A 24,580-nucleotide genomic window follows, 5' to 3' on the forward strand; every position below is an offset into this window, starting at 1 on the left:
TGATGTTCAGGCCGTGGCTTGTGGCTGCAGGTGCAACTCGCCGTCCACATCCTTGACCAACCCACTGGCCAGAAACAGCGGCGCCAGGCGCTTGTGCAATTGCGGCTCGACAAACTCCTTCACCGTCTCCAGCGCCAGTGCGCCAGTCGAAGGCAGCTCGGCCTTGGTGTACGACAACCAGGCCTTTTTCAGTGCCATCAACACATCACTGCCAGCCGTGGAGGCAAAGCGGCGCTGGCTCGGTTTGCCGTCGAAGCTGAACGTGTGCTGGAACGCGTAGCCACTCTCATCGCCGCCGCTGGCGGTGCAACGTATGCAGGTGCACGGGCCGTCGCCGAAAGCGCTGCGCAGGTAGCTGTTGAAGTCCACCACGGGTTTGAGTGACAGGCGCTTATCCACCTCGAACAGGTCCCCGGTCATTTTTTCGTCAGTGTTCAACGTGCATGTCCTCGCAGTGTGCGGCTGTTTTTTCAAAGCGCGGCACAATAACAGCCACGCGTCGTTTTGGGGGTATTTGCATAACAATAGACTCCGATATTCTTTTGCTGTCTAAAAAACCGCCGCTACAGACCTACCCGGCGTTCTACGCCGCGCTGGCCGAAGCCGAGCAGATCATCAAGGCCGAAAAACCCGCAGCGGCCAAGGCGTATATCCGCGTAGAGCAGTCGAAGCTGCCGTTGGACCTGGTGGAGAAAATCGTCCAGGACCCGGAATCGACTTCACCATCGTGCCGCAGCGTACCTCTATCTATGCCGATAAATTGCAGGAATTGGGCGTACTGAAAAACAAGGCGGCGAGCTGGAAGGACTACTTCTTTGAAGAGGCCCATGGCGGTGACGGCAGCTGAACGTCGATCCCCATTGGAAATACGGTCAACATTGTGGGAGGGGGCTTGCCCTAATACCGGTCAGTTAAGGAGGAACACTGTAACTGTGGCGAGCGGGCTTGCCCCGCGTTGGGCTGCGAAGCAGCCCCAAAACCAGCCTCCACCGAGTGTCTGATACACCGCGTTCTTCCTTACTGGGGCTGCTACGCAGCCCAACGCGGGACAAGCCCGCTCGCCACAGTTGCCCTATCTGCCGGGCGTTCAGCGTTTGAAGTGTCAGCGGAAGAACTCACCCGGTGTGGCATCGAACTGCTGCCGAAACGCGTTGATAAACGCCGAGGTGGACTCATAGCCACAGTTCAACGCCACATCCGTCACCCGCTCGCCTTGCTCCAGGGCGGGCAGGGCGCTCAATAGCCTTAAACGCTGGCGCCAGGCCCGAAACGTCAGGCCCGTGTCACGCAAGAACAACCGGCTCAGGGTCTTCTCGCTGACCCCCAGCTTCTGGCTCCAGTGCCCGAGGGTGGTCTGCTGTTCCGGGTGCAGGTTCAGGCTGCGGTAGATTTGCCGCAGGCGCGGGTCCAGCGGCAAGGGCAGCATCAGGTCCACCTGGGGCGCTGCCGCTAATTGGTCCAGCACCACCTGGGCCAAGCGCCCATCCGGGCCGTCCTCGGCATATTCCACCGGCAACTCGCTGAAGCGGCTGATCAGCTCGCGCAACAGACTGCTCACCTCCAACACGTGACAGTGCTCCGAGGCCCAGGCGGTGACGCTGCAATCAAGGTACAGGCTGCGCATCTCCGTATGGGGCGAGCTGTACACCCGATGCGGCATGCCCGCCGGGATCCACACCGCCCGCTGGGGGGGAGCGACGAAGCGGCCGGCGCTGGTCTGGATCTCCAGCACCCCGGAAATCGCGTAGGACAATTGCACCCACGGGTGGCTGTGCCGACGGGTCAGCGCGCGGTTGGGCAGCGATTCAGTGCGCCCATACACCGGCCGTGGCAGGCTGGCGAGCCCAGGCACACTGCGGCGCACGGTATTGGCATGTCCTTTAGGCGGCATTTACTGGCTCATTGGCGTTAGTCGGTAACAAGCCGTTACGTTAGAGTCGCAATGACGCTCTTGGCAACCCCCGGAAGATTCGCTTATGACTCGCCCCCGTTTTCTGCCCGACAACTTCACCCTGACCCTGATCGCCACGGTGATCCTAGCTTCCCTGCTGCCCGCCAGCGGCCAGACCGCCGTGGCCTTCGGCTGGGTCACCAACCTGGCCATCGCGCTGCTGTTTTTCCTGCACGGCGCCAAGCTGTCGCGCCAGGCCATCGTCGCCGGCGCTGGTCACTGGCGCCTGCACCTGCTGGTGTTCAGCCTGACCTTTGTGCTGTTCCCGCTGTTGGGCCTGGCGCTCAAACCGGTGTTGTCGCCGCTGATCGGCAAAGACCTGTACATGGGCATGCTCTACCTCTGCGCCTTGCCGGCCACGGTGCAGTCGGCGATTGCCTTCACTTCGCTGGCGCGGGGCAACATCCCGGCGGCGATTTGCAGCGCGGCGGCCTCCAGCCTGTTCGGCATCTTCCTCACACCGTTGCTGGTGACGCTGTTGCTCAATGTGCACGGCGAAGGCAGCTCTACCGTCGATGCGATCCTGAAAATCAGCGTGCAGTTGCTGCTGCCGTTTATCGCCGGGCAGATTGCCCGCCGCTGGATCGGCGCGTGGGTGGGGCGCAATAAAGCCTGGCTGAAGTTCGTCGACCAGGGCTCGATCCTGCTGGTGGTGTACGGCGCATTCAGCGAAGCGGTCAATGAGGGCATCTGGCACCAGATCCCGCTGTGGGAACTGGGCGGTCTGGTGGTGGCCTGCTGCGTGTTGCTGGCGTTGGTGCTGGTGGCATCCACGCTGTTGGGCAAGGCCTTTGGCTTTAACCAGGAAGACCGCATCACCATCCTGTTCTGCGGCTCGAAGAAAAGCCTGGCCACCGGGGTGCCAATGGCCCAGGTGCTGTTCGCCGGGGCGAGCATGGGCGTGCTGATTTTGCCGTTGATGCTCTTTCACCAGATCCAGTTGATGGTCTGTGCGGCCTTGGCGCAGCGTTATGCCAACCGGCCGGAAAGCATTCCGGCGCTGATGGGGCAGGTGGATCCGTGATCTATCACCCAGGGGCAGCATCGTCGAGCCAGGTTGTGCGACAAATGCGCGCAGTGGCCCGGAGCAGCGCTATGTGCGGGTGGATGGCGCTGGCCAGCCGATTCTGGCAGGGAACCACTTGGCGACTGTGACCCTACCGTGACAAAACTGAGGGTATTTTGAGGGGGATGAGCGTCAACAGGCGACCGAGAAACCTATAGAATGCCAGGCGGCGGCGCTTGTCCTGGGTGGCCGCTTGATCATCGCCAGAGTACCTCGCCCTTCAATGAGCCATTCAGCCGCAACCCCCCAAGCCAACTGGCAACCGGTCATCGCCCTGGCGTTGGCCGCCTTTGTGTTCAACACCACCGAATTCGTCCCCGTCGGCCTGCTCAGCGCCATTGGCGCCAGCTTCGACATGCCCGTGTCCAGCGTCGGCCTGATGCTCACCATCTATGCCTGGATCGTGTCCCTGACCTCGCTGCCGGTGATGCTGCTGACGCGTAACGTCGAGCGGCGCAAGTTGCTGATCGTGCTGTTCTGCATGTTTATCGCCAGCCATATTCTCTCCAGCGTGGCCACCAGTTTCGGCCTGTTGATGGTCAGTCGCGTCGGTATTGCCTTGTCCCATGCGCTGTTCTGGTCGATCACCGCCTCCCTGGCGGTACGCCTGGCGCCGGAAGGCAAGCAGGTGCAAGCCCTCGGCCTGCTCGCCACCGGCACGTCCCTGGCGATGGTGCTGGGCATCCCCTTGGGCCGTCTGCTCGGCGAAGCCATGGGCTGGCGCACCACATTCCTGGTGATCGGCGCGTTCGCCGCCGCCCTGGTGTTCTGGCTGGCGCGCACCTTGCCCCTGCTGCCGAGCCAGAACTCCGGCTCCCTGCGCAGCCTGCCATTGCTGTTCAAGCGTCCGGCGCTGGTGGCGCTGTACGTGCTCACCGCCATGACCGTGACCGCACAATTCACCGCCTACAGCTACATAGAACCCTTCGTCGAAGGCGTGGCCGGCATGAGCGGCAGCGCGGTGACCCTGATCCTGCTGGTGTTCGGCGGCGCGGGCATCATCGGCTCGCTGCTGTTCAGCCTGGTGCACCGCTTCAATCCCCACCTGTTCGTGGTCGGCGCGGTGTTTATCCTGGCTGCGTGCCTGGCGCTGATGCTGCCGTTGAGCGGCGCCGAGTCGTACCTGGTGATCCTCAGCGTGTTCTGGGGCATGGCGATCATGGGCTTCGGCCTCGCCATGCAGTCCAAGGTGCTGGTGCTGGCCCCGGACGCCACCGACGTGGCCATGGCGATGTTCTCCGGCATCTACAACATCGGCATCGGCGGCGGTGCCCTGATGGGCAGCTGGGTCGGCAGCCACTTCGGCTTCGCCTGGGTCGGCGTGGCGGGCGGGTTGCTGGCGGCGCTGGCGTTGATCGGGTATTGCCTGGCGATTCGCAAGTTTGGGACCGGAGTTGTGCAGGACTGACGTGCGAAGCGCCGCAGATTAAATAGAACCAGACAAGTCTTACAGGGCCCCTCAATGCCCATTGCTACCGTCGCCCAGGACCGCCCACAGCCTGTGGTGACGGCGCTTGAACAGCAATGGAGTCGACTGTGCAAAAACGTTTGACCGCAGAGTTTCTGGGTACCTTCTGGCTGACCTTCGGGGGATGTGGCAGTGCCATTCTGGCGGCCGCATTTCCTGGGTTGGGCATCGGTTTCGCAGGGGTTTCCCTGGCATTCGGGCTCACCGTGCTGACCATGTCCTATGCCGTGGGTGGCATCTCCGGGGGGCATTTCAATCCGGCCGTCACCATCGGCCTGTGGGTAGGGCGTCGCATGTGCGGTGGGGATGTGCTGCCCTACATCGCGGCGCAGGTCATTGGCGCGCTGGCTGCCGCTGCGGCGCTGTACGTGATCGCCACCGGCCAGCCCGGTTTCGACATGGGGGGCTTTGCCGCCAACGGCTACGGCGAACTGAGTCCGGGCCTGTTCGATATGAAGGCGGCGTTGCTGGCCGAAGTCATCGCCACGTTCTTCTTTGTGCTGATCATCATGCGCGTCACCGCACCGGGCGCGGCCGCCGGTTTTGCGCCGATTGCCATCGGCCTGGCACTGACCCTGATTCACCTGATCCTGATCCCGGTGACCAACACCTCGGTCAACCCTGCGCGCAGCACCGGGCCGGCGTTGTTTGCCGGCGGTGAGTACATTGCGCAGCTGTGGTTGTTCTGGCTGGCGCCGATAGTGGGCGGGGTGCTGGGGGCGTGGGTGGCGCGTTGCCTGACGGTGAATGCGCCACAGGGCTGACGTCGGGGTCAGGCCACCGGAATCAGCGGGTCAGCCGCCGCCAGGGCGGTGGCCCGTTCGGCGGCTGGCGGGTAGATCCACACCGTGTTGATCTGCTGCTTGAGCTCCTTGGCTTCCTGGCCCACCAGCTTGAGTTGACGATCCCAGCCCTCGGTATACACCGCGCCCCAGGCCCCGAGGTCGAGGCAGGTGACGTATTTGGGCTGGCTGTAGGTCATCGGGGCTACACCGATCAGGTCGGCGGCGACGTTGTTGCCGGCGTAGCGACCCAGGGCGATGGCGTGCTGGCAGGACATGCTGGCGAAGTGACCGAGGTCGTCGGTGGCGGCGTAGGCCACATCACCGGCGGCAAAGACATCGGCCTGGCCCTTCACCTTGAGGTTGCCGTCCACATGCAGGCGGCCCTGGGGGTCAAGGGTGCCGCTGACCTGCTCGGTCAGCGGGTTGGCGCGAAAGCCGATGGTCCAGATCACGGTGCTGGACTCGATGCGCTGCCCATCGGCCAGGGTCACGCCGCCGGCATCCACCGCGGCCACGGAGGTGTTCAATCGCCATTCGAGGCCCAGGTGTTGGCTGGCTTCGACGATGGACGGGCGAATGCCATCGCCCATGGATGCCCCGATCTGCGGGCCACGGTCCACTACGATCACACGGATAGTGGCGTCGTCACCCAGTGCTGCGCGCAGGCGTGCCGGCATCTCGGTGGCGGTCTCGATCCCGGTAAACCCGCCGCCGGCCACCACCACGGTGTTGCGTGCCGGGCTGTCGGGCAGGTTTTTCAAACCCTTGAGATGGGCTTCGAGGCGCGTGGCGTCTTCGATCTGGTCCACATCGAACACGTGCTGGAGGCCTTCCATCTGCGGGCGATTGAGACGACTGCCAGCAGCCAGCACCAGGCGATCGTACTTGAGGGTGGTGGGGATGCCCGCCGCGTTGCGGTAGCTCACCTGCTTGCCGTGTTCATCGATGCGGTCGGCGGCGCCCTCGATGAAGTCCACGCCGACTGCCGCAAACAATGGGCCCAGCGGTGCCTGCATGGCATGCACGTCGGCTTCGTAGAAACGTGGGCGAATACGTAGCGCCGGCTGTGGGGCCAGGACGCTGATCTGCACGTCATGGCGATCATGTTTATCCAGCAGGCGCGCGGCGCTCAAGGCGCTCCAGACACCGCCGAACCCGGCGCCGATGATAAGGATGTGCTGCTTCATGGGGATGCTCCAGGGACCAGGTCGATACGATTGCTCAAGGCGCAATGCGTTACCGGCCTACTCTAAGAGCGCCGCGGTTTGGCGGGTAGGACAGAAAACCCTGAATAACTGCCAAGCGGCCTGCCGTCAGCGGGAAAAGCGCGCGCGGTAGTCGCGAGGGGAAATCGCAAGGTGGCGATGGAAGGTGTAGCGCATGCGTTCTTCATCGCCAAAGCCACACAGGTGCGCCACCTGGTCGATGTTGCGCTGGGAGTCTTCCAGCAGGCGCCGCGCCGCCTCCACGCGAAACAACTCGATGGCCTTGGCCGGGGTGCGCCCGGTTTTTTGTTTGTAGACCCGGGCGAAGTTGCGTGGGCTCATGCGGCTTTGTTCCGCCAGGCGCTCCACCGTAAGCTCGCGGTCGCTGAGGTTGTCGGTGATCCACAGGTGCAAGGCATCGAAACCGGCAGTGTCGTCGGTCTGGGCTTGCAGCAGTTGGCTGAACTGGGCCTGGCCGCCGGGCCTTTTGAGAAACACCACCAGTTCCCGCGCCACTTGCAGGGCGATGTGACGCCCGCAATCGGCCTCTACCAACGCCAGCGCAAGGTCGATGCCGGCACTTACGCCTGCCGACGTCCACACATTGCCTTGCTGGACAAAGATCGCGTCCATGTCCACATCGATGCTGGGAAACCCGCGCTTGAGCATGTCGCACATCGCCCAGTGCGTGGCAGCACGTCGGCCCTGGAGCAAGCCGGCCTGGGCCAGCAGGAAGGTACCGCTGCACACCGAGGCCGTGCGCCGGGCCCGAGTGGAGGCGTGACGCAGCCAGTCCACCAGGTCGGTGTTGGCGGCCAGCGCCTGTTGAATGGCGGGGGCGCCGGGTACGATCAAGGTGTCCAGGGCGGCGGGGTCAAATTGCGCCAATGGCAGGGTGTCGACGCTCAATCCTTCGGCCGTTGGCATCAAGCCGCCCGCCAGGCTGGCGGTGTGCACCACATAGCCCGGCAGGCCACGCTCGACCATGGCCTTGGTGGCAGCCCAGAACACGGTCTGGGCACCGGTCAGGTCGAGCAGGCCCATTTGCGGGTAGGCCAGGAACACCAAGGTGCGCGACTGGCCGAGCGGCTGGACGGGGGTCATAGCGCCGACAACACCGCCTCGAGTTTTTCCTGATCCCGCGCGAACTGTCGAATCCCTTCCGCAAGTTTCTCCGTGGCCATCGCATCTTCATTTGATGCCCAGCGGAACTGCGCTTCGTTCATTGGCTGGCGCGCTTCGCCTTCGGTCACCGGTACCAATTTGCGCGCCAGTGTGCCCTGGTCTTCGTCGAGCTTCTGCAGCAGCTCAGGGCTGATGGTCAGGCGATCGCAACCCGCCAGCTGTTCGATCTGGCTGAGGGTGCGGAAGCTTGCGCCCATGACCACGGTGTTGATCTGGTTGGCCTTGTAGTAGTTGTAGATGCGCGTCACCGATTGCACGCCTGGGTCATCAGAGCCGGTGTAGTCCAGGCCGGTGTTCTTGCGGTACCAGTCGTAGATGCGGCCCACGAATGGCGAGATCAGGAATACCCCAGCATCGGCGCAGGCCTGGGCTTGCGCGAAGGAGAACAGCAGGGTGAGGTTGGTCTGGATGCCGGCTTTTTCCAGGCGTTCGGCAGTGCGGATGCCTTCCCAGGTGGAGGCCAGTTTGATCAGCACGCGGTCGCGGCTGATACCGGCCTGGTCGTACAGGGCGATCAGTTGGTTGGCCTTGGCCCACAGCGCGTCTTCATCGAAGGACAGGCGCGCGTCGACTTCGGTGGAAATACGCCCGGGAATCACCTTCAAAATGCCGGCACCGACTGACACCGCGAAGTGGTCGCAGGCCAGGCCGACGTCGCCTTTGGCTATGTTGACGGCATTGCGCAGCAGCTCGGCGTATTCCGGGATGGCGGCGGCCTTGAGCAGCAGCGACGGGTTGGTGGTGGCGTCCACCGGACGCAGGCGGCTGATGGCTTCGAGGTCGCCGGTGTCGCAGACCACGGTGGTGAATTGCTTGAGTTGTTCGAGCTTGGACGTCATGAGCGGCATTCTCCAAAAAAGGTTATTGGTTGAGGGCCTGTGCGGTGTCCAGGTCGGTGATCAGGATATCCAGGTAGCCGCCCGTGAGCGCGCCACGAATGGCCTGGACCTTGTTCAGCCCGCCGGCCAGGCCGAGCACGCGGTGGATACTGCGCAACTTGGGCAGCGCCACCGAGACCACGAATTCTTCATCTTCTTCCAGCACCGGCTTGCCCTGAGCGTCGAAGTAGCGCAGGCAGATATCGCCTACGGCGCCACGCTCGGCCAGCAAACGCAGCATGTCTTCGGTGTAGTAGTTGCCGCTGTTGCGCAGCAGTTGCGAGGGTTCCAGGTCGCCGATGCCGACGATCGCCAGGGTGATGCTGTCAAAGCGTTGCAGCACCTCCTTGACCTCTTCCATCTGCACGATGCGTTGCTTGCTTTCCACCGATTGCTCGATGCTTTGCGACGGCAGCAAAAACGCCGGGCAGTTGAGCAGGGTGGCCAGGCGTTGAGTGAGCAGGGTGGCTTCAAACGCGCCTTTGTTGCCGACGCCGCCCAACAGTTGTACCACTTCCTGGGCGCCTTGTTTGCCCGGCTGGGCATGCAGGTGGCCGACCATGGCGCGAATGGTGCTGCTCCACGACGAAATGCCGATATGGTCCTGGGGCGACAGGCTGGTCTCCAGGTAATGGGCAGCCGCCGAGCCGATGGCTTGCTTGATGCTCTCATCGTTGCCGGGCTCGGTGGCTTCCACCACGATCACCTGGCGCACGTCGTAGCGGCGTTGCAATTGGGTTTCCAGCTCCAGGTGCAGGCCTTGCAGGCGCATCACGCTGATCTTCACCACGCCTTCCTGCAGCGCCCGGCGCAGGGCGCGGCTGATAAAGGATTGGGACAGGTCCAGCTGGGCGGAAATCTCGGACTGCTTGAGCCCTTCTTCGTAATAGAGGCTCGCGATCTTGGTGATCAGGCGCTGTTCTTCGATCTGGCTCATGAAAGCCTCGGTTGTTGACACAATGGCCGTGAGGATACCAAACCCTTACGACATGATCAGGCCGCCGTCGATATTGATCGCCTGGCCGGTCAGGTAGGCCGCGTCATCCGAGGCCAGGAAGGCCACCAGACCGGCGACATCCGAGGGCTTGCCGGCCCGGCGCAAGGGGATGTTCTTGACCCATTCGGCCATCAATTCACCCTTGCCGTAGCGTTTTTCATCGGTGCTGAGGATCTCGCCCCACACGCGGTCGTTGTAGTCCCACATCTCGCTTTCGATGATGCCGGGGCAGAACGCGTTGACGGTGATGTTATGCCGCGCCAGTTCCAGCGCCAGGCTCTGGGTGATGCCGATCACGCCCATTTTGCTGGCGGCGTAGTGCGGGGTGTAGATAAACCCCTGGCGGCCCTGGCCGGACGAGGTGTTGATCAAGCGCCCGCGGCCTTGCTTGACCATGTACTTGGCCGCTTCCCGGCAACCCAGCCACACACCGGTGGTGTTGACCTGCAGCACCTTGTCGAAGTCGGCGCGGGGCATCTTGTCGTAGTGGTCGATGGTGATGATGCCGGCGTTCTGTACCGATACGTCGATACTGCCGAAGCGCGCGTGGCCTTCGCGGTAGAGCTTTTCAATGTCGGTTTCGCTTGTCACGTCGATCCCCAGGGCCAGGGCGTCGACGTTGTATTCCCGGGCCAATTGGTCGGCGGTGAACGTCACGCGTTCCAGGTCGTTGGAGGCCAGCACCAGGTTGGCGCCTTCCTGGGCGAAGCGCTCGGCAATGCCGGCACCAATGCCACGGCAGGCGCCGGTGATCACGATGGTTTTACCGCTGAAACGTTGCGACATGACAAAACTCCTTACCAGCAGACAAAACCACCATCGACCAACAGGTCGACACCGGTGCAGAAAGACGAAGCCTGGCTGACCAGGAAAATCGCCGGGCCGACCATTTCTTCCACGCTGGCCATGCGGCCCATGGGCGTGGTCTGTTCGAAGATCTTCACCTGGTCGGCGACTTCCGGGCGTGAATTCATCGGCGTGGCGGTGTAGCCGGGGCTGATGCAGTTGACCCGCAGGCCCTTGTCGGCCCATTCCATCGCCAGGCTTTTGCTCAGGTGGATCACCCCGGCCTTGGAGGTGTTGTAGTGCGCCTGTAACAGGCCGCGGTTGACGATGCTGCCGGACATGGAGGCGATATTGACGATGGCGCCTTTGCCACGCGGCAACATCACCGCCGCCTGGGCCTGGCAGCTGAGGAAGATGCCGGTGAGGTTGATGTCCAGGGTGGTTTGCCAGCGTTGCAGTTCCAGGTCTTCGGCGGCCTGGGCATTGGCGATGCCGGCGCAGTTGACGGCCACGCTGAGTGGGCCGAGTTCTTGTTCGGTTTGCGCGACCGCTGCATCCAGGGCGGCCCGCTCGGTGACGGTACCGCTCAAGGCCAAGGCGCGACGGCCCAGCGCCTGGATGCGTTCTACCGTGCTCGCAATGCCGGGGCTGCCCGGAAGATCAAAGCAGGCTACATCCGCGCCAGCTTCGGCGAGCCCGACGGCGATAGCTTGGCCAATGCCGCTGCCGGCGCCGGTGACAAAGGCCACTTGGCCCTGAAGACTAAAAAGTTGCATGGATAACTCCAATTTTTGAAATCACAGTAGACCCCTCCCACAGTTGGATCTTTGCAGGTCTTTGGTTATGCGGTGGCCATCTCCATCACCGACACCGGGGTGGCTTCGCCGCGCTCCAGAATCCCCATCTGCCGTCCCCGGCTCATCACCATCACCCGATGGGACAACCCCAGCACTTCATCCAGGTCGGAACTGACCACAATCACCGCCATGCCCTTGGCCGCCAGATCCGCGATCACTTCATAAATCGCCGCCCGTGCACCCACGTCGATGCCGCGTGTCGGCTCATCGAGGATGAACACCTTGGGGTTGCGCGCCAGCCACTTGGCAATGATCACCTTCTGCTGGTTACCGCCCGACAGGCTGGAAATCCGCGACTGCGGCGCACCTTTCACCCCCAGTCGCGCCACCGCCGTGCGCGCGAATTCGCGCAGCGGGGCAGGGAACACCCAACCGCGTTTATCCAGCAAATCAGTGTTGCCGTAGATCAGGTTGTCTTCGATACGGTGCTCCACCACCACGCCTTGCTGCTTGCGGTCTTCGGGCACCAGCACCACGCCGGCCTGGATCGCCTCGAAGGGCGAGCGCAACTGGCGGACCTCGCCATCCAACACCATGTGGCCCCGAATATCCTGGGCCGCACCGGCAATGGTACGCACCAGCTCGGTTCGCCCGGCGCCGACCACCCCGGCAATGCCGAATACCTCGCCGGCACGCACGCTGAAGTCGATGCCGTGCAAGGCAAACTCACGGCAGCTCAAATCCTTGACCTGCAACATCACTTGGTCCTGCGGCGCCTGCAACGCAGGGAATATTCGCTCCAGGCTGCGCCCGACCATCTGCTCCACCAACTCACGCACCGGCACTTGGGCCGTGGCGTGCAAAGCGATCTGCCGGCCGTCGCGCAGCACCAGCACGCGGTCGGCGATGCGTGCGATTTCTTCCAGGCGATGGCTGATATAGATAAACGACACGCCCTCGGCCTTGAGCCGTTCCACCTGCTTGAACAGCAGCTCGGTTTCTTCGCCACCCAATGCGGCGGTGGGTTCATCGAGGATCAACAGGCTGGCCTTCAGCGTCAGCGCCTTGGCGATTTCCACCAGTTGCTGGGCCGCCACGCTCAGGCCTTCGACCTTGCGCGAGGCCGGCACCTTGAGCCCCAGGCGCTCTAACTGGATCTGCGCCTGGGCCTCCATGTACTCGCGGTCCACCCGCCCACGGCGCATGGGCAGGCGGCCGACGAAGATGTTCTCGGCGATCGACAATTGCGGCAGCAGGCGGATTTCCTGGTGGATCAGGCCGATCCCGGCCCCTAGCGCAGCCCCCGGTGAAGCTGGCGCGTAGGGCGCGCCGAGCCAGGTCATGCTGCCCCCGGCTTCGGGTTGCACCAGCCCGGCGATGATCGACGACAAGGTCGACTTGCCCGCGCCGTTCTCACCGAGCAGGGCCAATACCTCGCCAGGGCGAATGTCCACGTTGACCTGCGACAACACCTGCACCGGCCCGTAGGCCTTGCTGATATTGCGCAGGCACAGCACCGCGTCAGATTGAGCGGTGTCCACGGCTGCTGCTTGCATGACGACCTCCAAGGCTTACGGGTGCTGTTGCAGGAACGGCGCGACGTTTTCTTTAGTGGTCAGCACGGTGGGCAACAGTTGCTCCTTGGGCAGGGTCTTGCCGGCTTTGAGGTCGATGGCCGAGGCCACGGCCAGGCGCCCCATTTTCTGCGTCTGCTGGGTCATGGTCGCGTTCAGCACACCGCTTTGCACGGCCTTGAGCCCGGCCACGTCGCCGTCGAAACCGACCACGACCACCTTGTGATCGAGGTTGCCGACTTTCACCGCCTGGGCGGCACCCAGCGCCATGGCATCGGCGCGGCCGAAGAATACGGTGATGTTCGGGTCACGCTGGAGCAGGTCCTGGGCCACGGCGAAGCCTTTGTCCTGGGTCCATTCGGCCGGTTGCTGGGCGACGACCTTGAGGTCCGGGAAGGCTTTCAGGCCCTCTTCAAAGCCTTTGGCGCGATCATTCTCGGGGGTGGTACCGATCTGGCCTTGCAGGATCGCGATGCGGCCCTTGCCGTCAGTGATCTTGCCCACGTACTCGGCCAGGGTCTTGGCGCCGGCCACGCTGTCGCTGGCGATAAAGGTGTCGCCTGGTGCGTCGGGGGCGTTGCGGTCCACGGCGATCACCGGGATGCCCGCGGCCTTGGCGGCTTTCACCGGCACACCGGCAGCAGTGGCACCGGCCGGGATGTAGATCAGCACATCGATCTGGCGGGTGATCAGGTCTTCAATCTGGCTGACCTGGGTGGAGGAGTTGCCCTGGGCGTCCACGGTGATCACCTTGACCCCCTTGGCTTTGCCCTCGGCTTCCACCGATTGCTTGATCTGGTTGAAGAAGTCGGCCTGCAGGTTGGCCACGGCCAGGCCGATGGTCAAATCCTTGGCCCAGGTGGTGCCGGCAGCGGTGAGGGTGGCGGCGGCGAGAGCGGTGGCCAACAGCAATTTCTTGGGGCTGAACATGTCGGTGACTCCTGGTTTTATTGTTGGAGGGTGTCAACTGTCGAACAGGTTTAACGGGCAGTGCTGGAGCGGCGTCGCAGGGTGTCGATGGTGACGGCGAGGGCGATGACCACACCGATCACCACTTGTTGAATAAAGGGTGAAACCCCCAGCAGGTTGAGGCCATTGCGCAATACGCCAATGATCAGCACGCCCACCAGGGTGCCGCCGATGCTGCCGACGCCGCCACTGAGGCTGGCGCCGCCAATCACCACGGCGGCGATGGCGTCCAGTTCCAGGCTCAGCCCGGCGCTTGGTTGCGAGGAGTCCAGGCGCGCGGCCAGGGTCACCGCGGCGATGCCGGCCAGCGCACCGCTGATGGCGTACACCCACAAGGTAATCGCCCGCACCTTGATGCCCGACAACCGCGCCACTTCCGGGCTGCCGCCCATGGCGTAGAGGTTACGGCCACCGGCACGAAAGCGCAGGAACACCCAGGCCGCCACCAGCATCACCAGGAACAGGCCCACGGTGGCCGAGAGGAAACCAAAGTGGCGCACTGTGGCCAGGCTGGTGAACCAGTCCGGGTAGCCGACGATCTGCCGGCCTTCGGTGAGGATATTCGCCAGGCCGCGGGCCACCGACATCATGGTCAGCGTGGCAATAAAGGGGGGCAGCTTGGCGTAGGTGATCAACGCGCCGGAGACCAGCCCGGCGAGCATACCGCTGGCAATCGAGATCGGAATCGCAAAGCCCAGCGGCACCGCCTGATCCTGATACAGCCAGCCAAGCATCATCATCGAGAACGCAAGCACCGAGCCGACCGACAGGTCGATGCCGCCGATCACGATCACCGCTGTCATGCCGATCGCCAGGATGCCCAGCACCGTGACCTGATCGAGGATGTTCAGGCCATTGCGCAACGAGAAGAAGTATTCGGAACTGAAGGAGAAGACCAGCACCAGCAACACCAGCCCGATCAACGGACCGCCGATATTGCTGGGCAGCAGTTTGACAATACGTGGGCGAGGTGGCGGCTTGAGTTCGGCCGGGTGCTGGACAATAGCTTTGGCGTCCACAGTGTTCTCCTGAGTTATTTTTTTTGGAGTGCTTTCAGGCGTCGTGAATATTTATGCGCACCTGACTGTTAATTCAGATTCCAGTGACACCGTGTCAAAGTCAAGCGCTTAATTTTTCTTGTAAGCCGCTGATCCGGTGTTTTTGCCCGGCGCAAAGCCACGGGCTAGATGAGCCGGCGTGGGATTTTGGCCGTTTGTCCGAGGGATATTTCCGAGCTTTATTTGATTTTTCGGCGGTTCGCTTACTTGACCTGCCAGAGGATCGGCGTCTAAATAGAAATATATTGTCACTGCTGAATAAATATTCAAAGACAGCCTTGGACACTTTCACCCCGCGTGGTCAGCCTCAAAGGAGCCGCTGCATGAATGCCTTCCAGTACGACGCCCACCAGATCAAGGAACAGGCCCGCCTGATCCGTCGCCATGTGATCCGCCTGAATGCCGACTCACCGGCCGGCGGCCACACCGGGGCGGATCTTTCCGAAACCGACATCCTCGCCACCCTGTATTTCCGCATCCTCAACACCGGCCCGGAACGCACCGAAGACCCCGAACGCGATATTTATATCCAGAGCAAGGGCCACGGCGTGGGCGGTTTGTACTGCTGCCTGGCGCAGGCGGGCTACATCCCCACCGAGTGGCTGCCCACCTACCAGCACTTCAACTCGCACCTGCCCGGCCACCCGGTACGCCAGAAAACCCCCGGCATCGAACTGAACACCGGCGCCCTCGGCCACGGTTTGCCGGTGGCGGTCGGGCTGGCCTTGGCGGCGAAGATGTCCGGCAGCAAAAAACGCATCTACGTGCTGACCGGTGACGGCGAACTGGCCGAAGGCTCCAACTGGGAAGCGGCGATGGCGGCGGCCAAGTACGGCCTGGATAACCTGTTTGTGATCGTCGACAAGAACAAGCTGCAGCTGGCGGGGTTGACCGCCGAGATCATGCCGCTGGACCCGCTGGACGTGAAATGGGCGGCCTTCGGCTTCCGCGTCAGCGAGTGCGACGGTAACGACGTCGGCCAATTGATCGAAGCCCTGGAAACCATGCAGACCAAGACCGGCGCGCCCCAGGTGCTGATCGCCCACACCATTAAAGGCAAGGGCGTGTCGTTTATCGAAGCCCGCCCCGAATGGCACCACCGCGTGCCCAAGGGTGATGAAATCAACGCAGCACTGGAGGAGTTGAACCATGGCGAGTGAACATTTGGCGAGCGTCATGGTGGAAGCGTTTATCGCTGCCGTCGAGGCCGGGCTGGACGTAGTGCCGGTGGTCAGCGACTCCACCTCCACGGCCAAGATCGGCCCGTTTGCCCAGCGCTTTCCCGAGCGCCTGATCAATGTCGGCATTGCCGAGCAATCCTTGGTCAGCGTCGCGGCGGGCCTGGCCCTGGGTGGCAAGATCGCCGCCACCTGCAACGCGGCGCCGTTCCTGATCTCGCGGGCCAATGAGCAGATCAAGGTGGACGTTTGCTACAACCAGGCCAACGTGAAGATGTTCGGCCTGAATGCCGGCACCAGTTATGGCCCGCTCGCCAGCACCCACCACAGCCTCGACGATATTTCGGTGATGCGCGGGTTTGGCAATGTGCAAATCTTCGCCCCGGCCGATGCCGTCGAGTGCCGCCAGATCATCGATTACGCGCTGCGCTACCACGGCCCGGTGTATATCCGCCTCGACGGCAAAGCCTTGCCCGACGTGCACGGCGCCGACTATCAGTTTGTGCCCGGTCAGGTAGACATCCTGCGCCAGGGCGCCGATGTGAGCATCGTGGCCCTGGGCTCGGTGGTGCATGAAGCGGTGGATGCAGCGGCATTGCTGGCGGAGCAGGGCATCCAGGCGCAGGTGATCAACCTGTCGTCGATCCGGCCCTTGCAGCGTGATGTGTTGCTCAGCGCCTTGAGCGGCACCCGCGCGGTCATCAGTGTGGAAGAACACAACATCAATGGCGGCGTCGGCAGCCTGGTCGCCGAAGTGCTGGCCGAAGCCGGGTTGGGCATTGCCCTGATCCGCCTGGGTATCGGCGATGGCGAGTACGCCGCCGCCGGTGCCCGCGAACCGACCCGCGCCTTGCATAACATCGACGCGGCTGGGATCGTGGCGGCTGCCACTCGGTTGCGGTGAACTCAATGAATAACAACACCCCGCTGATCCTCGCGATAGATGAAGGCACCAGCAACGCCAAGGCAGTCCTGGTCAACGAACTTGGCCAGGTAATTGCGCGCGGTTCGCGGCCCTTGAGCATCCGCCATCCCCAGGCCGGTTTTTCCGAGCAGGACCCGTTGCTGATCTGGCAAAACACATTGGCGGCGGTTGAAGAATGCCTGGCCCAGGTGGATCGTCCGATCACTGCGCTCGCGATCAGCAACCAGCGTGAATCGGTGGTGGCTTGGGATAGGCATACCGGCGAACCATTGTCGCCGTGCATCAGTTGGCAATGCCGACGCTCTACGGCGTTGTGTACGCAACTGCATGAGCAAGGCCATGAAGCGCTGATCCTGGAAAAGACCGGGCTGACGTTGGACCCGATGTTCTCGGCGGGCAAATTCCGCTGGATTCTCGATCACCTTGAGGACGGCCATGCCCGCGCCGCTGCCGGGGAGATCTGCCTGGGTACCGTCGACAGCTGGCTGTTGTGGCAACTCAGCGGCGGCCAGGTGTTTGCCACCGACTATTCCAACGCCGCGCGCACCCAACTGTTCAACCTGCATACCTGCGCCTGGGATCCTGAGCTTTTGGCGCTGTTCGGCATTCCTGCTGCGGCCCTGGCACCGATTCAGCCGAGCGCCGGATTCTTCGCCGAAACGGTCGCCGTGGGCGGCTTGCCCGCCGGTATCCCGGTGATGTCGATGATCGGCGATTCCCATGCGGCGCTGTACGGGCAGGGCGGTTTTGCGCCGGGGCTGGTCAAGGCCACCCTCGGCACCGGTTCGTCCTTGATGACGCCCATGAGTGGGCCGATTGCCTCCACCCATGGCCTGTCGACCACCCTGGCCTGGCATGACGGCAGCCAACCCACCTTCGGCATGGAAGGCAATATCGTCCATACCGGCGCTGCCGTGCAATGGGCGTCGCGCCTGGTGGCCGGGGAGTCCCTGGACACCTTGACCGAACAGGCCGCGCAACTGCCGGATAACGGCGGCGTGTACTTTGTACCGGCGCTGTCCGGTCTCGGCGCACCGCACTGGAAGGCCGACGCCCGTGGGCTGATCTGCGGGTTGACCGAAGCCACGTCCGGCGCGCACATCCTGCGCGCGTCGCTGGAATCCATCGGCTATCAGATTCGCGATGTGTTCGAAGCCATGCAGCAAGACATCGGCAGCCCGCTCAAGGAACTGTGGGTGGATGGCGGCGCCACGCGCAACCGCTGGCTGATGCAGTTCCTCGCCAACCTGTTGCAACGCCCGGTGGTGCGCAGCCTGTCGCCGGAAGTCTCGGCGCTGGGCGCAGCGCACCTGGCGGGTCGGGCGTTGGGGGTGTGGGCGAGTGATACGGCGCTGGGGCAGTTGGAGCGCCAGCGCGAGCGCTTTGAGCCGCAGGAGGATCCGGCGATGGCCGGGCGCTACGCAGAGTGGAAAAAGGCTCTGGCCCGCACACTCTTCTAACGTCATATGCAAACCAACTGTGGGAGGGGCGGTGCAAGCCTTCAAGGCCGCCAGGTCTGTACATCCTTGGCATCCACCGCCTTCGGCAACAACCCCGCCTTGAAGAATGCATCGGCAGCGTGATCAGCGTGGAGGATTTCTGGTGACCGATGCGCACGGTTTCCTGGCCCCGCGCGCCGAATAGGTTCGGTGGTGTGGCTCAGTCCACGCAGATCGCTCGGCCGAGCTTGCCTTTCTCCACCGTCGCCGAGCAGCCGAAGTGGCCGTTATCCACCTGGCACGCGCCGGTCACAGGGCCGTTGCCGGACTGGGTGGTGACACTGGTCTGGCACTCGCCTTCACACTGGCTCGAATCGGTACATGCCTTGCCCGCATCCTTGTACGGCGTGATGCATTTCCAGCTCTGCAGCTTGCCGACTTGCTTCATGGTACCGCCGCCTGCCAGGCAGGTGGACGCCGCAGCGTCCTGGGCGGGTGGGGTCGTGGTACAGGCCGATACCAGCAGTAAAGCGGCCAGGCCAATCATCAATTTCATGCAAAAGTCCTCGTGGAGTAAGCGCAGCGGTGCAGTGTACGGGCATATGGACTACTTTGATTGACGAGCGATCCCTAACCGGTAATGACTCATGCGCACGTTATGGAAGCGGTATGTGGCCCTGCTGGAAAACGACCTGAGCACGCAGATCTTCGACAACGTCAAAAACCTGCTGGTGTGCGCGCTGTTGTTTGCGGCGGGCACCAATACCCTCGTGGGGCAGCAGGACCTGTTTATCGGGGTGTTTGCTTCCAGCGTGGCGGGGTGGGGACTGATCATTCTGTCGACAGTGCTGATGCTGTTGAACGTCAGCGATGGCATTCGCCGGTTGGCCAAGCTGCGTTATCACCTGGCCTTGCAGCTGTTGCTGATCCTGGTTTATCTGGTGGTGGCCGAGCGGGTGGTGGAGATTGTGTGGGGTTTCAGGGCGCATTGAATCGAGGTGTTCGCCGCGTTCGCGCTAGAATTGCCCGCCCGCGGACCAGGATGCGCACCATGCACACGCTTTATTGTTACGTCGATGGATCTGACAACCAAGCAATCGAACCGGTATTGGTCGACGCCTTTCGCGCATTGGTCAGCGATTGGGCGCAATATTGCGCCGTGTTTGTGAATCATCAGCACGAGCGTACACCCGACCTGGCGCCTGATGATCTGAATGACTGGTTTATCGGGCTCAACCTTCCTTTACCTTGCGTCAGCCAATCTCAAATTGACCAATTGGTCCTGTTTGCCAAAGCCATGGCTGGCGCTACAGGGCGTGATTTTGTGGTGGGTATTTCGTTGCCGTCCGGGCTTTGCGAGGATCTGGTGTTTCTCGATGCCAACGCTGACGAGACTGAGGGGTTACGCTTGTACACACGGTTGGAGGCTGTGCTCCATGGGGCTTGATATTCATCTTGAGGCTGATAAGCGAATGTCCCTGGTCCATCTGGCTGACGCCGTGAACGCGGTGGGCGCTGCTGAACTGGAACAGAATGAACAGTCGGTGGTGGCGCACTTTCATTCAGGTCTTTTTCTGAGCGGCTGCTATGAAGTGGATGATCCTGATATTCGGGCGCAAGGCCCGAGCGATCTGGCATTTCCGGTGGCCGTTCGTGGTTATCTGCGCATCAAGGGGCCTGCGCCGCAGGACGCTGATCCATTGGCTGACGTCAGGCAACTGGTTGAGCAACTGACTGCGAGGTGTGAGGCCTGTTTCTTGATGTCGTTTCAGTACGAGTCCCTTATGTATTACCGGGACGAGGAGGGCCTTCACGTTCTGTAGTACGCCACCTGGCCTGCGTGTTTCAGGTATCCTCCGCACCCCGCTTTCCACCGATTCAAAGACAGATGACAGGACAAGACATGCAGGCGCTGCTGGAGTCGATCCTCGACGAAGTGCGCCCCCTGATCGGCCTCGGCAAAGTCGCCGACTACATTCCCGCGCTGGCCGATGTACCGGCCAACCAGCTGGGCATCGCGGTGTACGGCAATGACGGCTCGGCCTACCGCGCCGGTGACGCCGATACGCTGTTCTCGGTGCAGAGCATTTCCAAGGTGTTCAGCCTGGTGCAGGCCATCGACCACGGCGGTGAAACCATCTGGGAACGCCTGGGCCACGAGCCTTCGGGGCAACCGTTCAACTCGTTGGTGCAACTGGAATTCGAACGCGGCCGCCCGCGTAACCCCTTCATCAATGCCGGCGCGCTGGTGATCTGCGACATCAACCAATCACGCTTTGCCGTGCCGATCCTGTCGATGCGCGACTTCGTGCGGCGCCTGTCGGGCAACCCGCAGATCCTGGTCAACAGCGTCGTCGCCGACTCCGAAGCCCAGCACGGCGCGCGCAATGCGGCCATGGCCTACCTGATGAAATCCTTCGGTAACTTCCACAACGACGTGGACGCGGTGCTGCACAGCTACTTCAACTACTGCGCCTTGCAGATGAGCTGCCTGGACTTGGCCAAGGCGTTCAGCTTCCTGGCCAACGAGGGCACCAGTGCCCACAGCGGCGAACAGATCCTTACCGCGCGGCAGACCAAGCAAGTCAACTCGATCATGGCCACCAGCGGGCTGTATGACGAGGCGGGCAATTTTGCCTATCGCGTGGGCTTGCCGGGCAAGAGCGGTGTGGGCGGCGGCATTGTCGCGGTGGTGCCGGGGCAGTTTACGGTGTGCGTGTGGTCGCCGGAGTTGAACGCGGCGGGCAACTCGCTGGCGGGGATCAAGGCGTTGGAGTTGTTGAGTGAGCGGATTGGGTGGTCGGTGTTTTGAGATCGTTCCCACGCGCATGGGAACGATCATCTGAGTGTCATGCCGCTGGATGGGCGTCATCCAATGCTTTGTCCACCAACAGTTGCACACCTTCCAGCATTCGGCAGATGCCCAACGCTACATTGCGTTGCGTACCGTCGACTTCAAAGGCCAGGTGAGTGGCGATGTCGGTGATGGAGGATAGATCCTGGGACGCGTTGACCAGCAGGGTTTCCGTGCCCAGGTCGGGGCGCACGGTGAAGAGTTTTTCTGGGGGATTGGGGCTGTCTTTAATCATGGTGAAGCTCCGTCGACAAGTGGAGCCGCCAGCGTTCGCGGTCAAACGAAGAGGGTGGCAGCTGTACGCGGGTTGACCGACCGGTTGTCAACGAACCCGGCATACCCGAAGGTATCCCGCGCACAACTGCCGCGACACGATACCTCAGGCACAAAAAAAACGCCTGGGATAGGTGCAGGGCGTAGCAGTTCGTTAACAAGGTCGGACGGTCAAATCCGGCCGCTGAATTGGCAGCGACGGCGGAGAGGTTAGTCAGGGAAGTTCCGAGCGACAACCTGAAAGCCTTGTCGGAAAAATCCGAGAAGAGCAAACGCAGAAAACGAATGCTACGCTGCCATCGCAACCCAGGTTTTTCCCATTTCTCAGATGGATATACACGGGAGCGTGGGAACGATCTTTGATTCGGCATTCCCCGGAATAGCGCGCAGAGGCCCGCGGCGGTTCTTACAAAAAAGAAGTACGTTGTCGTAGGCCATTATTTAATGATGACCTCGAACCTTCACATTCTTCAGCAATTGCCAGACAATGCGCCCGCTGTTCCGGAGTAGTTCAGCGGTAGAACACTCGGCTCAGGACCGGGTGGGCGCTGGTTCGAATCCAGCCTCCGGACCCATCACATCACAAGGCAATCTGGACACAGGCCCAGAACACACGGGGTGACTGGTATGGGCGCGGGTTATGCGGTTTTCCAACTGTCCAAAGCGCTGATTGCGCACGATAAAAATTGCGGTCCCCTCGCTCGCTTTAAAGCCAGCAGACGTATTTCACAGTGGCAGCAGGTAATTACGCACATGCTGCAAGGCAGTGCTGAGTACGGCTCGCGCGCCCCGATTGCCGGGCTTCCCGCCTGGGTTACGCTGGAAGTCATTACGGGGGGCTTTGCTACCGGCAACCTTCTGGCTGGTGGCGAATTGACCGGCAATGAGCGTGAACTGGCCGCCTCTATTCCGGGTGTTCGCCCGGGGTTCGAGCGGTTGGACATCAATGCCTGGCACCTGACGGATGATGGCCTTGACGCTTTGCACCAGCGTCTGACCGCTTGTGACTATCGCGTTGAGGTACCGGAAGAGGCCGCGTTACTGACAGTGGCCTGGCTGTCAGGCCAGCAGCGCAACGATGAAGCCAGGGCACTTATAGACCTGATTGTTCCGTTCTTCGATCGATTGCGTTTCTTTCCGTCAATCTCCGCGCAGCTCCCGATTTCAGCCACGCAGGTTCACATAGTTGATGCCGGTGAGGTCAAGGAATTGCTTTCAACCTTGCCGCCTCGCGCTCAGATCGTTGCTCAGAAACAGAGTATTGAAGCGCGTCTGCCCCTATATGATTCAGCCGTTGCGCATTTCCTCCTGACTTATCAGGCTGGCTGGCCGTGCCGCAGTTACCCGGTTCAGTGGCACGAACAGGCAGCCGAATTAGATGCGCGTTATAACAGCCTTGGACTCAACAAACGCACCCCCGATCGTGTGGATGAATTGTTTCTTCTGCTCGAGCAATGCGCCCGCGATGCTGAATCGCTCACAGGGCGTCACGTAGGTCGCATAAAGCGAATTGTCGATGACTTCGTGCGCAAGCATGGCGCGCCGAATTCGGCCTCTCACCTTGCGTTCCGTGCAAATCAGCTTCGCCAGGTTGCGGGGCCAGAGCATCACCTGATTGCGCGTGCCGTGGCAAAGCGTCTCTCCAAGTATCCGGCGAAAAGTGGTATTTCGGATTTTGTCGATTTGGTCGTTCCGCTCACTGCTGAGGAGGCATTGGAGTGCGCGCAGGGCGGATGTGTCGCGATACCCGAGGCGATCCTGCGGCGAGTTCAACGCTGTCGCAGTGGGACAATCAGCGAATTGATCGAGCATGGGCTCATCACTTCGGGTGACACAGTCGCACGGCTGCTGCCCGCGATGACCGCTCAGCTCAGTAGCTCGGGGCTACGCGACGAAGCACTGAGGATGGTCTACGCCTCGACCTACCAGGCTTTCCGTCGACGGCGTTCGTTGTTGCTATTAAACCTTCAGCGTCAGGTCGGCTTCAGTGAGTTGCCATGGGTTACTGTAATTGAAGGTGACCGGCAGTCAGGCGTTGGTGCAGCGAGTGCCGCCAGGCAATCTCTTGTTGAATCATCGGCATTGACGATTCATGCCTTTCCTTATGCCATCCTTCCTAACAAGCTTCTCCAGGAGTTTGGAACACTGGCGGACGCTGCGGGGCTGGATCTTCCCTTCGTGGAGGAGGTCGCTGCAGATATCTTCATGGGGAAGTTTTCACCTAAGTTCGCTGACAATGCTCGGCGAGCGGGAGGGGTGATGGCAGATACCCTATACGCACGTTACTACGCGATTGATACCGATGAACTGGCCCGTCTGGTCATCACAGAGCGACGACATGCGCGAGTTTCAAGCGATGCCTTTGCCGCCTTATGCGCGAAGCGCGCGGAGGCTAGGTTGGGCACGTGGCACCCTGCAACCAATGGCACCATCCTTGAGCAGCAGCAGATTTTAACCACTCAAAACCTCGCACTGCTTTTCGATGAGCTTGGATTGAAAGTTTTTCTAAAGCCTCGACTAGGGAGCATGGTCCAGGCGTGTTTTGAGTGGATCTGCAAACGGCACCAGATGCAGACTGAGCACTATCATGCTCGGTTGATAATGCTGAAGAACACGGCCTATGCCTGGCGTCAGATGGTGTTTTACCTTGCGATGCTCGACGAATTTGAATGCAAAGATGCGTTGAGGTCTGTCGAGGCTTATTTCGCCACGCAGCCTGTGGCTTTTCGAGAAAAATTTCTACCGTTGATGAGTGGCTTGCGCAAAGCCGTTGCAGGCGAAGTATTGCCTCAACAGTGTCCAACAGCCGATGGCGCGAGGGTATTTCTGGGATGGACCACTACACGTCACTGGCTACTGCCTCCACAGCACGTTGAATCAAGCCGGACCGTTGGGCAGTAGGCCATACGCTGAATATCGCTGCCGTGTTTGAGCTGCGTACGGGCGTGTGTTTACTCCGCGCGTAACCTGCACTGGCTATCCCCTGTAGGAGCGAGCTTGCTCGCGAAAAACTAGAGCGCGCCACGATAAACCTGAAGCGCTGCGTTATCGTTGACGATTTTCGCGAGCAAGCTGAACTGGTCAAGTAATCTTGGACACTGATTAAGGTTCACGCCGCCAACCTTTCCTTCACGACCGGCGACCGGTAGTCGTTGTAGCTATGAGGCCTGCTGATGTTGTAGCGCGAGACAT

General features: G+C 61.8%; 24 protein-coding genes, 1 tRNA gene and 1 pseudogene. 13 read left to right on the forward strand and 13 right to left on the reverse strand.

Annotation, left to right across the window (positions count from 1 at the left end):
- Positions 1–6: 6 nt before the first annotated feature.
- Positions 7–438 carry a hypothetical protein gene (locus tag HCF10_RS29240; protein ID WP_167656925.1) on the reverse strand — a complete coding sequence of 144 codons (432 nt, stop codon included), beginning with the start codon at positions 436–438 and terminating at the stop codon, positions 7–9.
- Positions 439–566: 128 nt separating this feature from the next.
- On the opposite strand from HCF10_RS29240, the pseudogene HCF10_RS29245 reads away from it, so the two are divergent.
- Positions 567–847: pseudogene (locus HCF10_RS29245) on the forward strand (ABC transporter substrate-binding protein); the annotation flags it as partial.
- A gap of 255 nt (positions 848–1,102) precedes the next feature.
- Here the strand turns inward: HCF10_RS29245 and HCF10_RS29250 are convergent.
- Positions 1,103–1,891 (reverse strand): AraC family transcriptional regulator, encoded by a 789-nt coding sequence (locus HCF10_RS29250; RefSeq protein WP_167656926.1) that lies wholly within the window; start codon positions 1,889–1,891, stop codon positions 1,103–1,105.
- Positions 1,892–1,976: 85 nt separating this feature from the next.
- Between HCF10_RS29250 and HCF10_RS29255 the strand changes: the two genes are divergently transcribed.
- The 3 genes from HCF10_RS29255 (at position 1,977) to aqpZ (ending at position 5,249) form a co-directional block, all read left to right on the forward strand.
- Positions 1,977–2,975: a bile acid:sodium symporter family protein gene (locus HCF10_RS29255; RefSeq protein WP_145338440.1), complete on the forward strand. Its 999-nt coding sequence runs from the start codon at positions 1,977–1,979 to the stop codon at positions 2,973–2,975.
- Between the two features lie 265 nt (positions 2,976–3,240).
- Positions 3,241–4,425, forward strand: a complete 1,185-nt coding sequence (locus HCF10_RS29260) for a sugar transporter (protein ID WP_167656927.1) — start codon at positions 3,241–3,243, stop codon at positions 4,423–4,425.
- Between the two features lie 128 nt (positions 4,426–4,553).
- Positions 4,554–5,249 carry an aquaporin Z gene (gene aqpZ / locus HCF10_RS29265; RefSeq protein WP_409438468.1) on the forward strand — a complete coding sequence of 232 codons (696 nt, stop codon included), beginning with the start codon at positions 4,554–4,556 and terminating at the stop codon, positions 5,247–5,249.
- Positions 5,250–5,257: 8 nt separating this feature from the next.
- On the opposite strand, the gene HCF10_RS29270 is transcribed toward aqpZ, so the two are convergent.
- The 9 genes from HCF10_RS29270 to HCF10_RS29310 all read right to left on the reverse strand — a co-directional run bounded on the left by HCF10_RS29270 (position 5,258) and on the right by HCF10_RS29310 (position 14,680).
- Positions 5,258–6,457 carry an NAD(P)/FAD-dependent oxidoreductase gene (locus HCF10_RS29270; protein WP_167656929.1) on the reverse strand — a complete coding sequence of 400 codons (1,200 nt, stop codon included), beginning with the start codon at positions 6,455–6,457 and terminating at the stop codon, positions 5,258–5,260.
- 126 nt (positions 6,458–6,583) lie between these two features.
- Positions 6,584–7,579 (reverse strand): GlxA family transcriptional regulator, encoded by a 996-nt coding sequence (locus HCF10_RS29275; protein ID WP_167656930.1) that lies wholly within the window; start codon positions 7,577–7,579, stop codon positions 6,584–6,586.
- A complete protein-coding gene (gene tal / locus HCF10_RS29280) occupies positions 7,576–8,499 on the reverse strand; it encodes a transaldolase (RefSeq protein WP_167656931.1) in 924 nt (307 codons plus the stop codon). The genes HCF10_RS29275 and tal overlap by 4 nt, the downstream gene beginning before the upstream one ends.
- Positions 8,500–8,521: 22 nt before the next feature.
- Positions 8,522–9,475, reverse strand: a complete 954-nt coding sequence (locus tag HCF10_RS29285; protein WP_167656932.1) for a sugar-binding transcriptional regulator — start codon at positions 9,473–9,475, stop codon at positions 8,522–8,524.
- A gap of 45 nt (positions 9,476–9,520) precedes the next feature.
- Positions 9,521–10,321 (reverse strand): SDR family oxidoreductase, encoded by an 801-nt coding sequence (locus tag HCF10_RS29290; protein ID WP_167656933.1) that lies wholly within the window; start codon positions 10,319–10,321, stop codon positions 9,521–9,523.
- A gap of 11 nt (positions 10,322–10,332) precedes the next feature.
- On the reverse strand, positions 10,333–11,097 hold the full coding sequence (locus HCF10_RS29295; protein ID WP_032889550.1) for an SDR family oxidoreductase: 765 nt from the start codon (positions 11,095–11,097) through the stop codon (positions 10,333–10,335).
- 65 nt (positions 11,098–11,162) lie between these two features.
- Positions 11,163–12,674, reverse strand: a complete 1,512-nt coding sequence (locus tag HCF10_RS29300; RefSeq protein WP_167656934.1) for a sugar ABC transporter ATP-binding protein — start codon at positions 12,672–12,674, stop codon at positions 11,163–11,165.
- Between the two features lie 15 nt (positions 12,675–12,689).
- The gene (locus tag HCF10_RS29305; protein ID WP_131699883.1) at positions 12,690–13,622 is read right to left on the reverse strand and encodes a sugar ABC transporter substrate-binding protein; all 933 of its coding nucleotides are present in this window, start codon (positions 13,620–13,622) and stop codon (positions 12,690–12,692) included.
- 50 nt (positions 13,623–13,672) lie between these two features.
- Positions 13,673–14,680 carry an ABC transporter permease gene (locus HCF10_RS29310; RefSeq protein WP_131699884.1) on the reverse strand — a complete coding sequence of 336 codons (1,008 nt, stop codon included), beginning with the start codon at positions 14,678–14,680 and terminating at the stop codon, positions 13,673–13,675.
- A 362-nt stretch (positions 14,681–15,042) separates the two neighbouring features.
- Here HCF10_RS29310 and HCF10_RS29315 point away from each other — a divergent pair, with 362 nt between their 5' ends.
- The 3 genes from HCF10_RS29315 to HCF10_RS29325 are packed head-to-tail and all read left to right on the forward strand — an operon-like array spanning position 15,043 to position 18,282.
- Complete coding sequence (locus HCF10_RS29315; protein ID WP_131699885.1) at positions 15,043–15,879, forward strand: transketolase; 837 nt, start codon at positions 15,043–15,045, stop codon at positions 15,877–15,879.
- Positions 15,869–16,801 (forward strand): transketolase family protein, encoded by a 933-nt coding sequence (locus HCF10_RS29320; protein ID WP_131699886.1) that lies wholly within the window; start codon positions 15,869–15,871, stop codon positions 16,799–16,801. The genes HCF10_RS29315 and HCF10_RS29320 overlap by 11 nt, the downstream gene beginning before the upstream one ends.
- A gap of 5 nt (positions 16,802–16,806) precedes the next feature.
- Positions 16,807–18,282, forward strand: coding sequence for an FGGY family carbohydrate kinase (locus tag HCF10_RS29325; protein WP_167656935.1), 1,476 nt, complete (start codon positions 16,807–16,809; stop codon positions 18,280–18,282).
- A 199-nt stretch (positions 18,283–18,481) separates the two neighbouring features.
- On the opposite strand, the gene HCF10_RS29330 is transcribed toward HCF10_RS29325, so the two are convergent.
- Positions 18,482–18,817, reverse strand: coding sequence for a hypothetical protein (locus HCF10_RS29330; protein ID WP_032889532.1), 336 nt, complete (start codon positions 18,815–18,817; stop codon positions 18,482–18,484).
- A 91-nt stretch (positions 18,818–18,908) separates the two neighbouring features.
- On the opposite strand from HCF10_RS29330, the gene HCF10_RS29335 reads away from it, so the two are divergent.
- The 4 genes from HCF10_RS29335 (at position 18,909) to glsB (ending at position 21,073) form a co-directional block, all read left to right on the forward strand.
- Positions 18,909–19,253 carry a hypothetical protein gene (locus HCF10_RS29335; RefSeq protein WP_090402992.1) on the forward strand — a complete coding sequence of 115 codons (345 nt, stop codon included), beginning with the start codon at positions 18,909–18,911 and terminating at the stop codon, positions 19,251–19,253.
- Positions 19,254–19,312: 59 nt separating this feature from the next.
- Complete coding sequence (locus HCF10_RS29340; protein ID WP_237683201.1) at positions 19,313–19,708, forward strand: hypothetical protein; 396 nt, start codon at positions 19,313–19,315, stop codon at positions 19,706–19,708.
- Positions 19,698–20,084 (forward strand): hypothetical protein, encoded by a 387-nt coding sequence (locus HCF10_RS29345; protein WP_167656937.1) that lies wholly within the window; start codon positions 19,698–19,700, stop codon positions 20,082–20,084. The genes HCF10_RS29340 and HCF10_RS29345 overlap by 11 nt, the downstream gene beginning before the upstream one ends.
- Before the next feature lie 80 nt (positions 20,085–20,164).
- Positions 20,165–21,073: a glutaminase B gene (glsB, locus tag HCF10_RS29350; protein WP_027607252.1), complete on the forward strand. Its 909-nt coding sequence runs from the start codon at positions 20,165–20,167 to the stop codon at positions 21,071–21,073.
- 37 nt (positions 21,074–21,110) lie between these two features.
- Here glsB and HCF10_RS29355 read toward each other — a convergent pair whose 3' ends face one another.
- On the reverse strand, positions 21,111–21,350 hold the full coding sequence (locus HCF10_RS29355; RefSeq protein ID WP_167656938.1) for a DUF6124 family protein: 240 nt from the start codon (positions 21,348–21,350) through the stop codon (positions 21,111–21,113).
- Positions 21,351–21,888: 538 nt separating this feature from the next.
- Here HCF10_RS29355 and HCF10_RS29360 point away from each other — a divergent pair.
- Both HCF10_RS29360 and HCF10_RS29365 read left to right on the forward strand, forming a co-directional pair.
- Positions 21,889–21,963, forward strand: a tRNA-Leu gene (locus tag HCF10_RS29360).
- A gap of 52 nt (positions 21,964–22,015) precedes the next feature.
- Positions 22,016–24,289 (forward strand): hypothetical protein, encoded by a 2,274-nt coding sequence (locus HCF10_RS29365; RefSeq protein WP_167656939.1) that lies wholly within the window; start codon positions 22,016–22,018, stop codon positions 24,287–24,289.
- The last annotated feature ends 291 nt before the right edge of the window (positions 24,290–24,580 follow it).

Origin of the sequence: Pseudomonas sp. B14(2022) (genome assembly GCF_012030485.1) — a bacterium.
In the GTDB taxonomy this organism is placed as follows: domain Bacteria; phylum Pseudomonadota; class Gammaproteobacteria; order Pseudomonadales; family Pseudomonadaceae; genus Aquipseudomonas.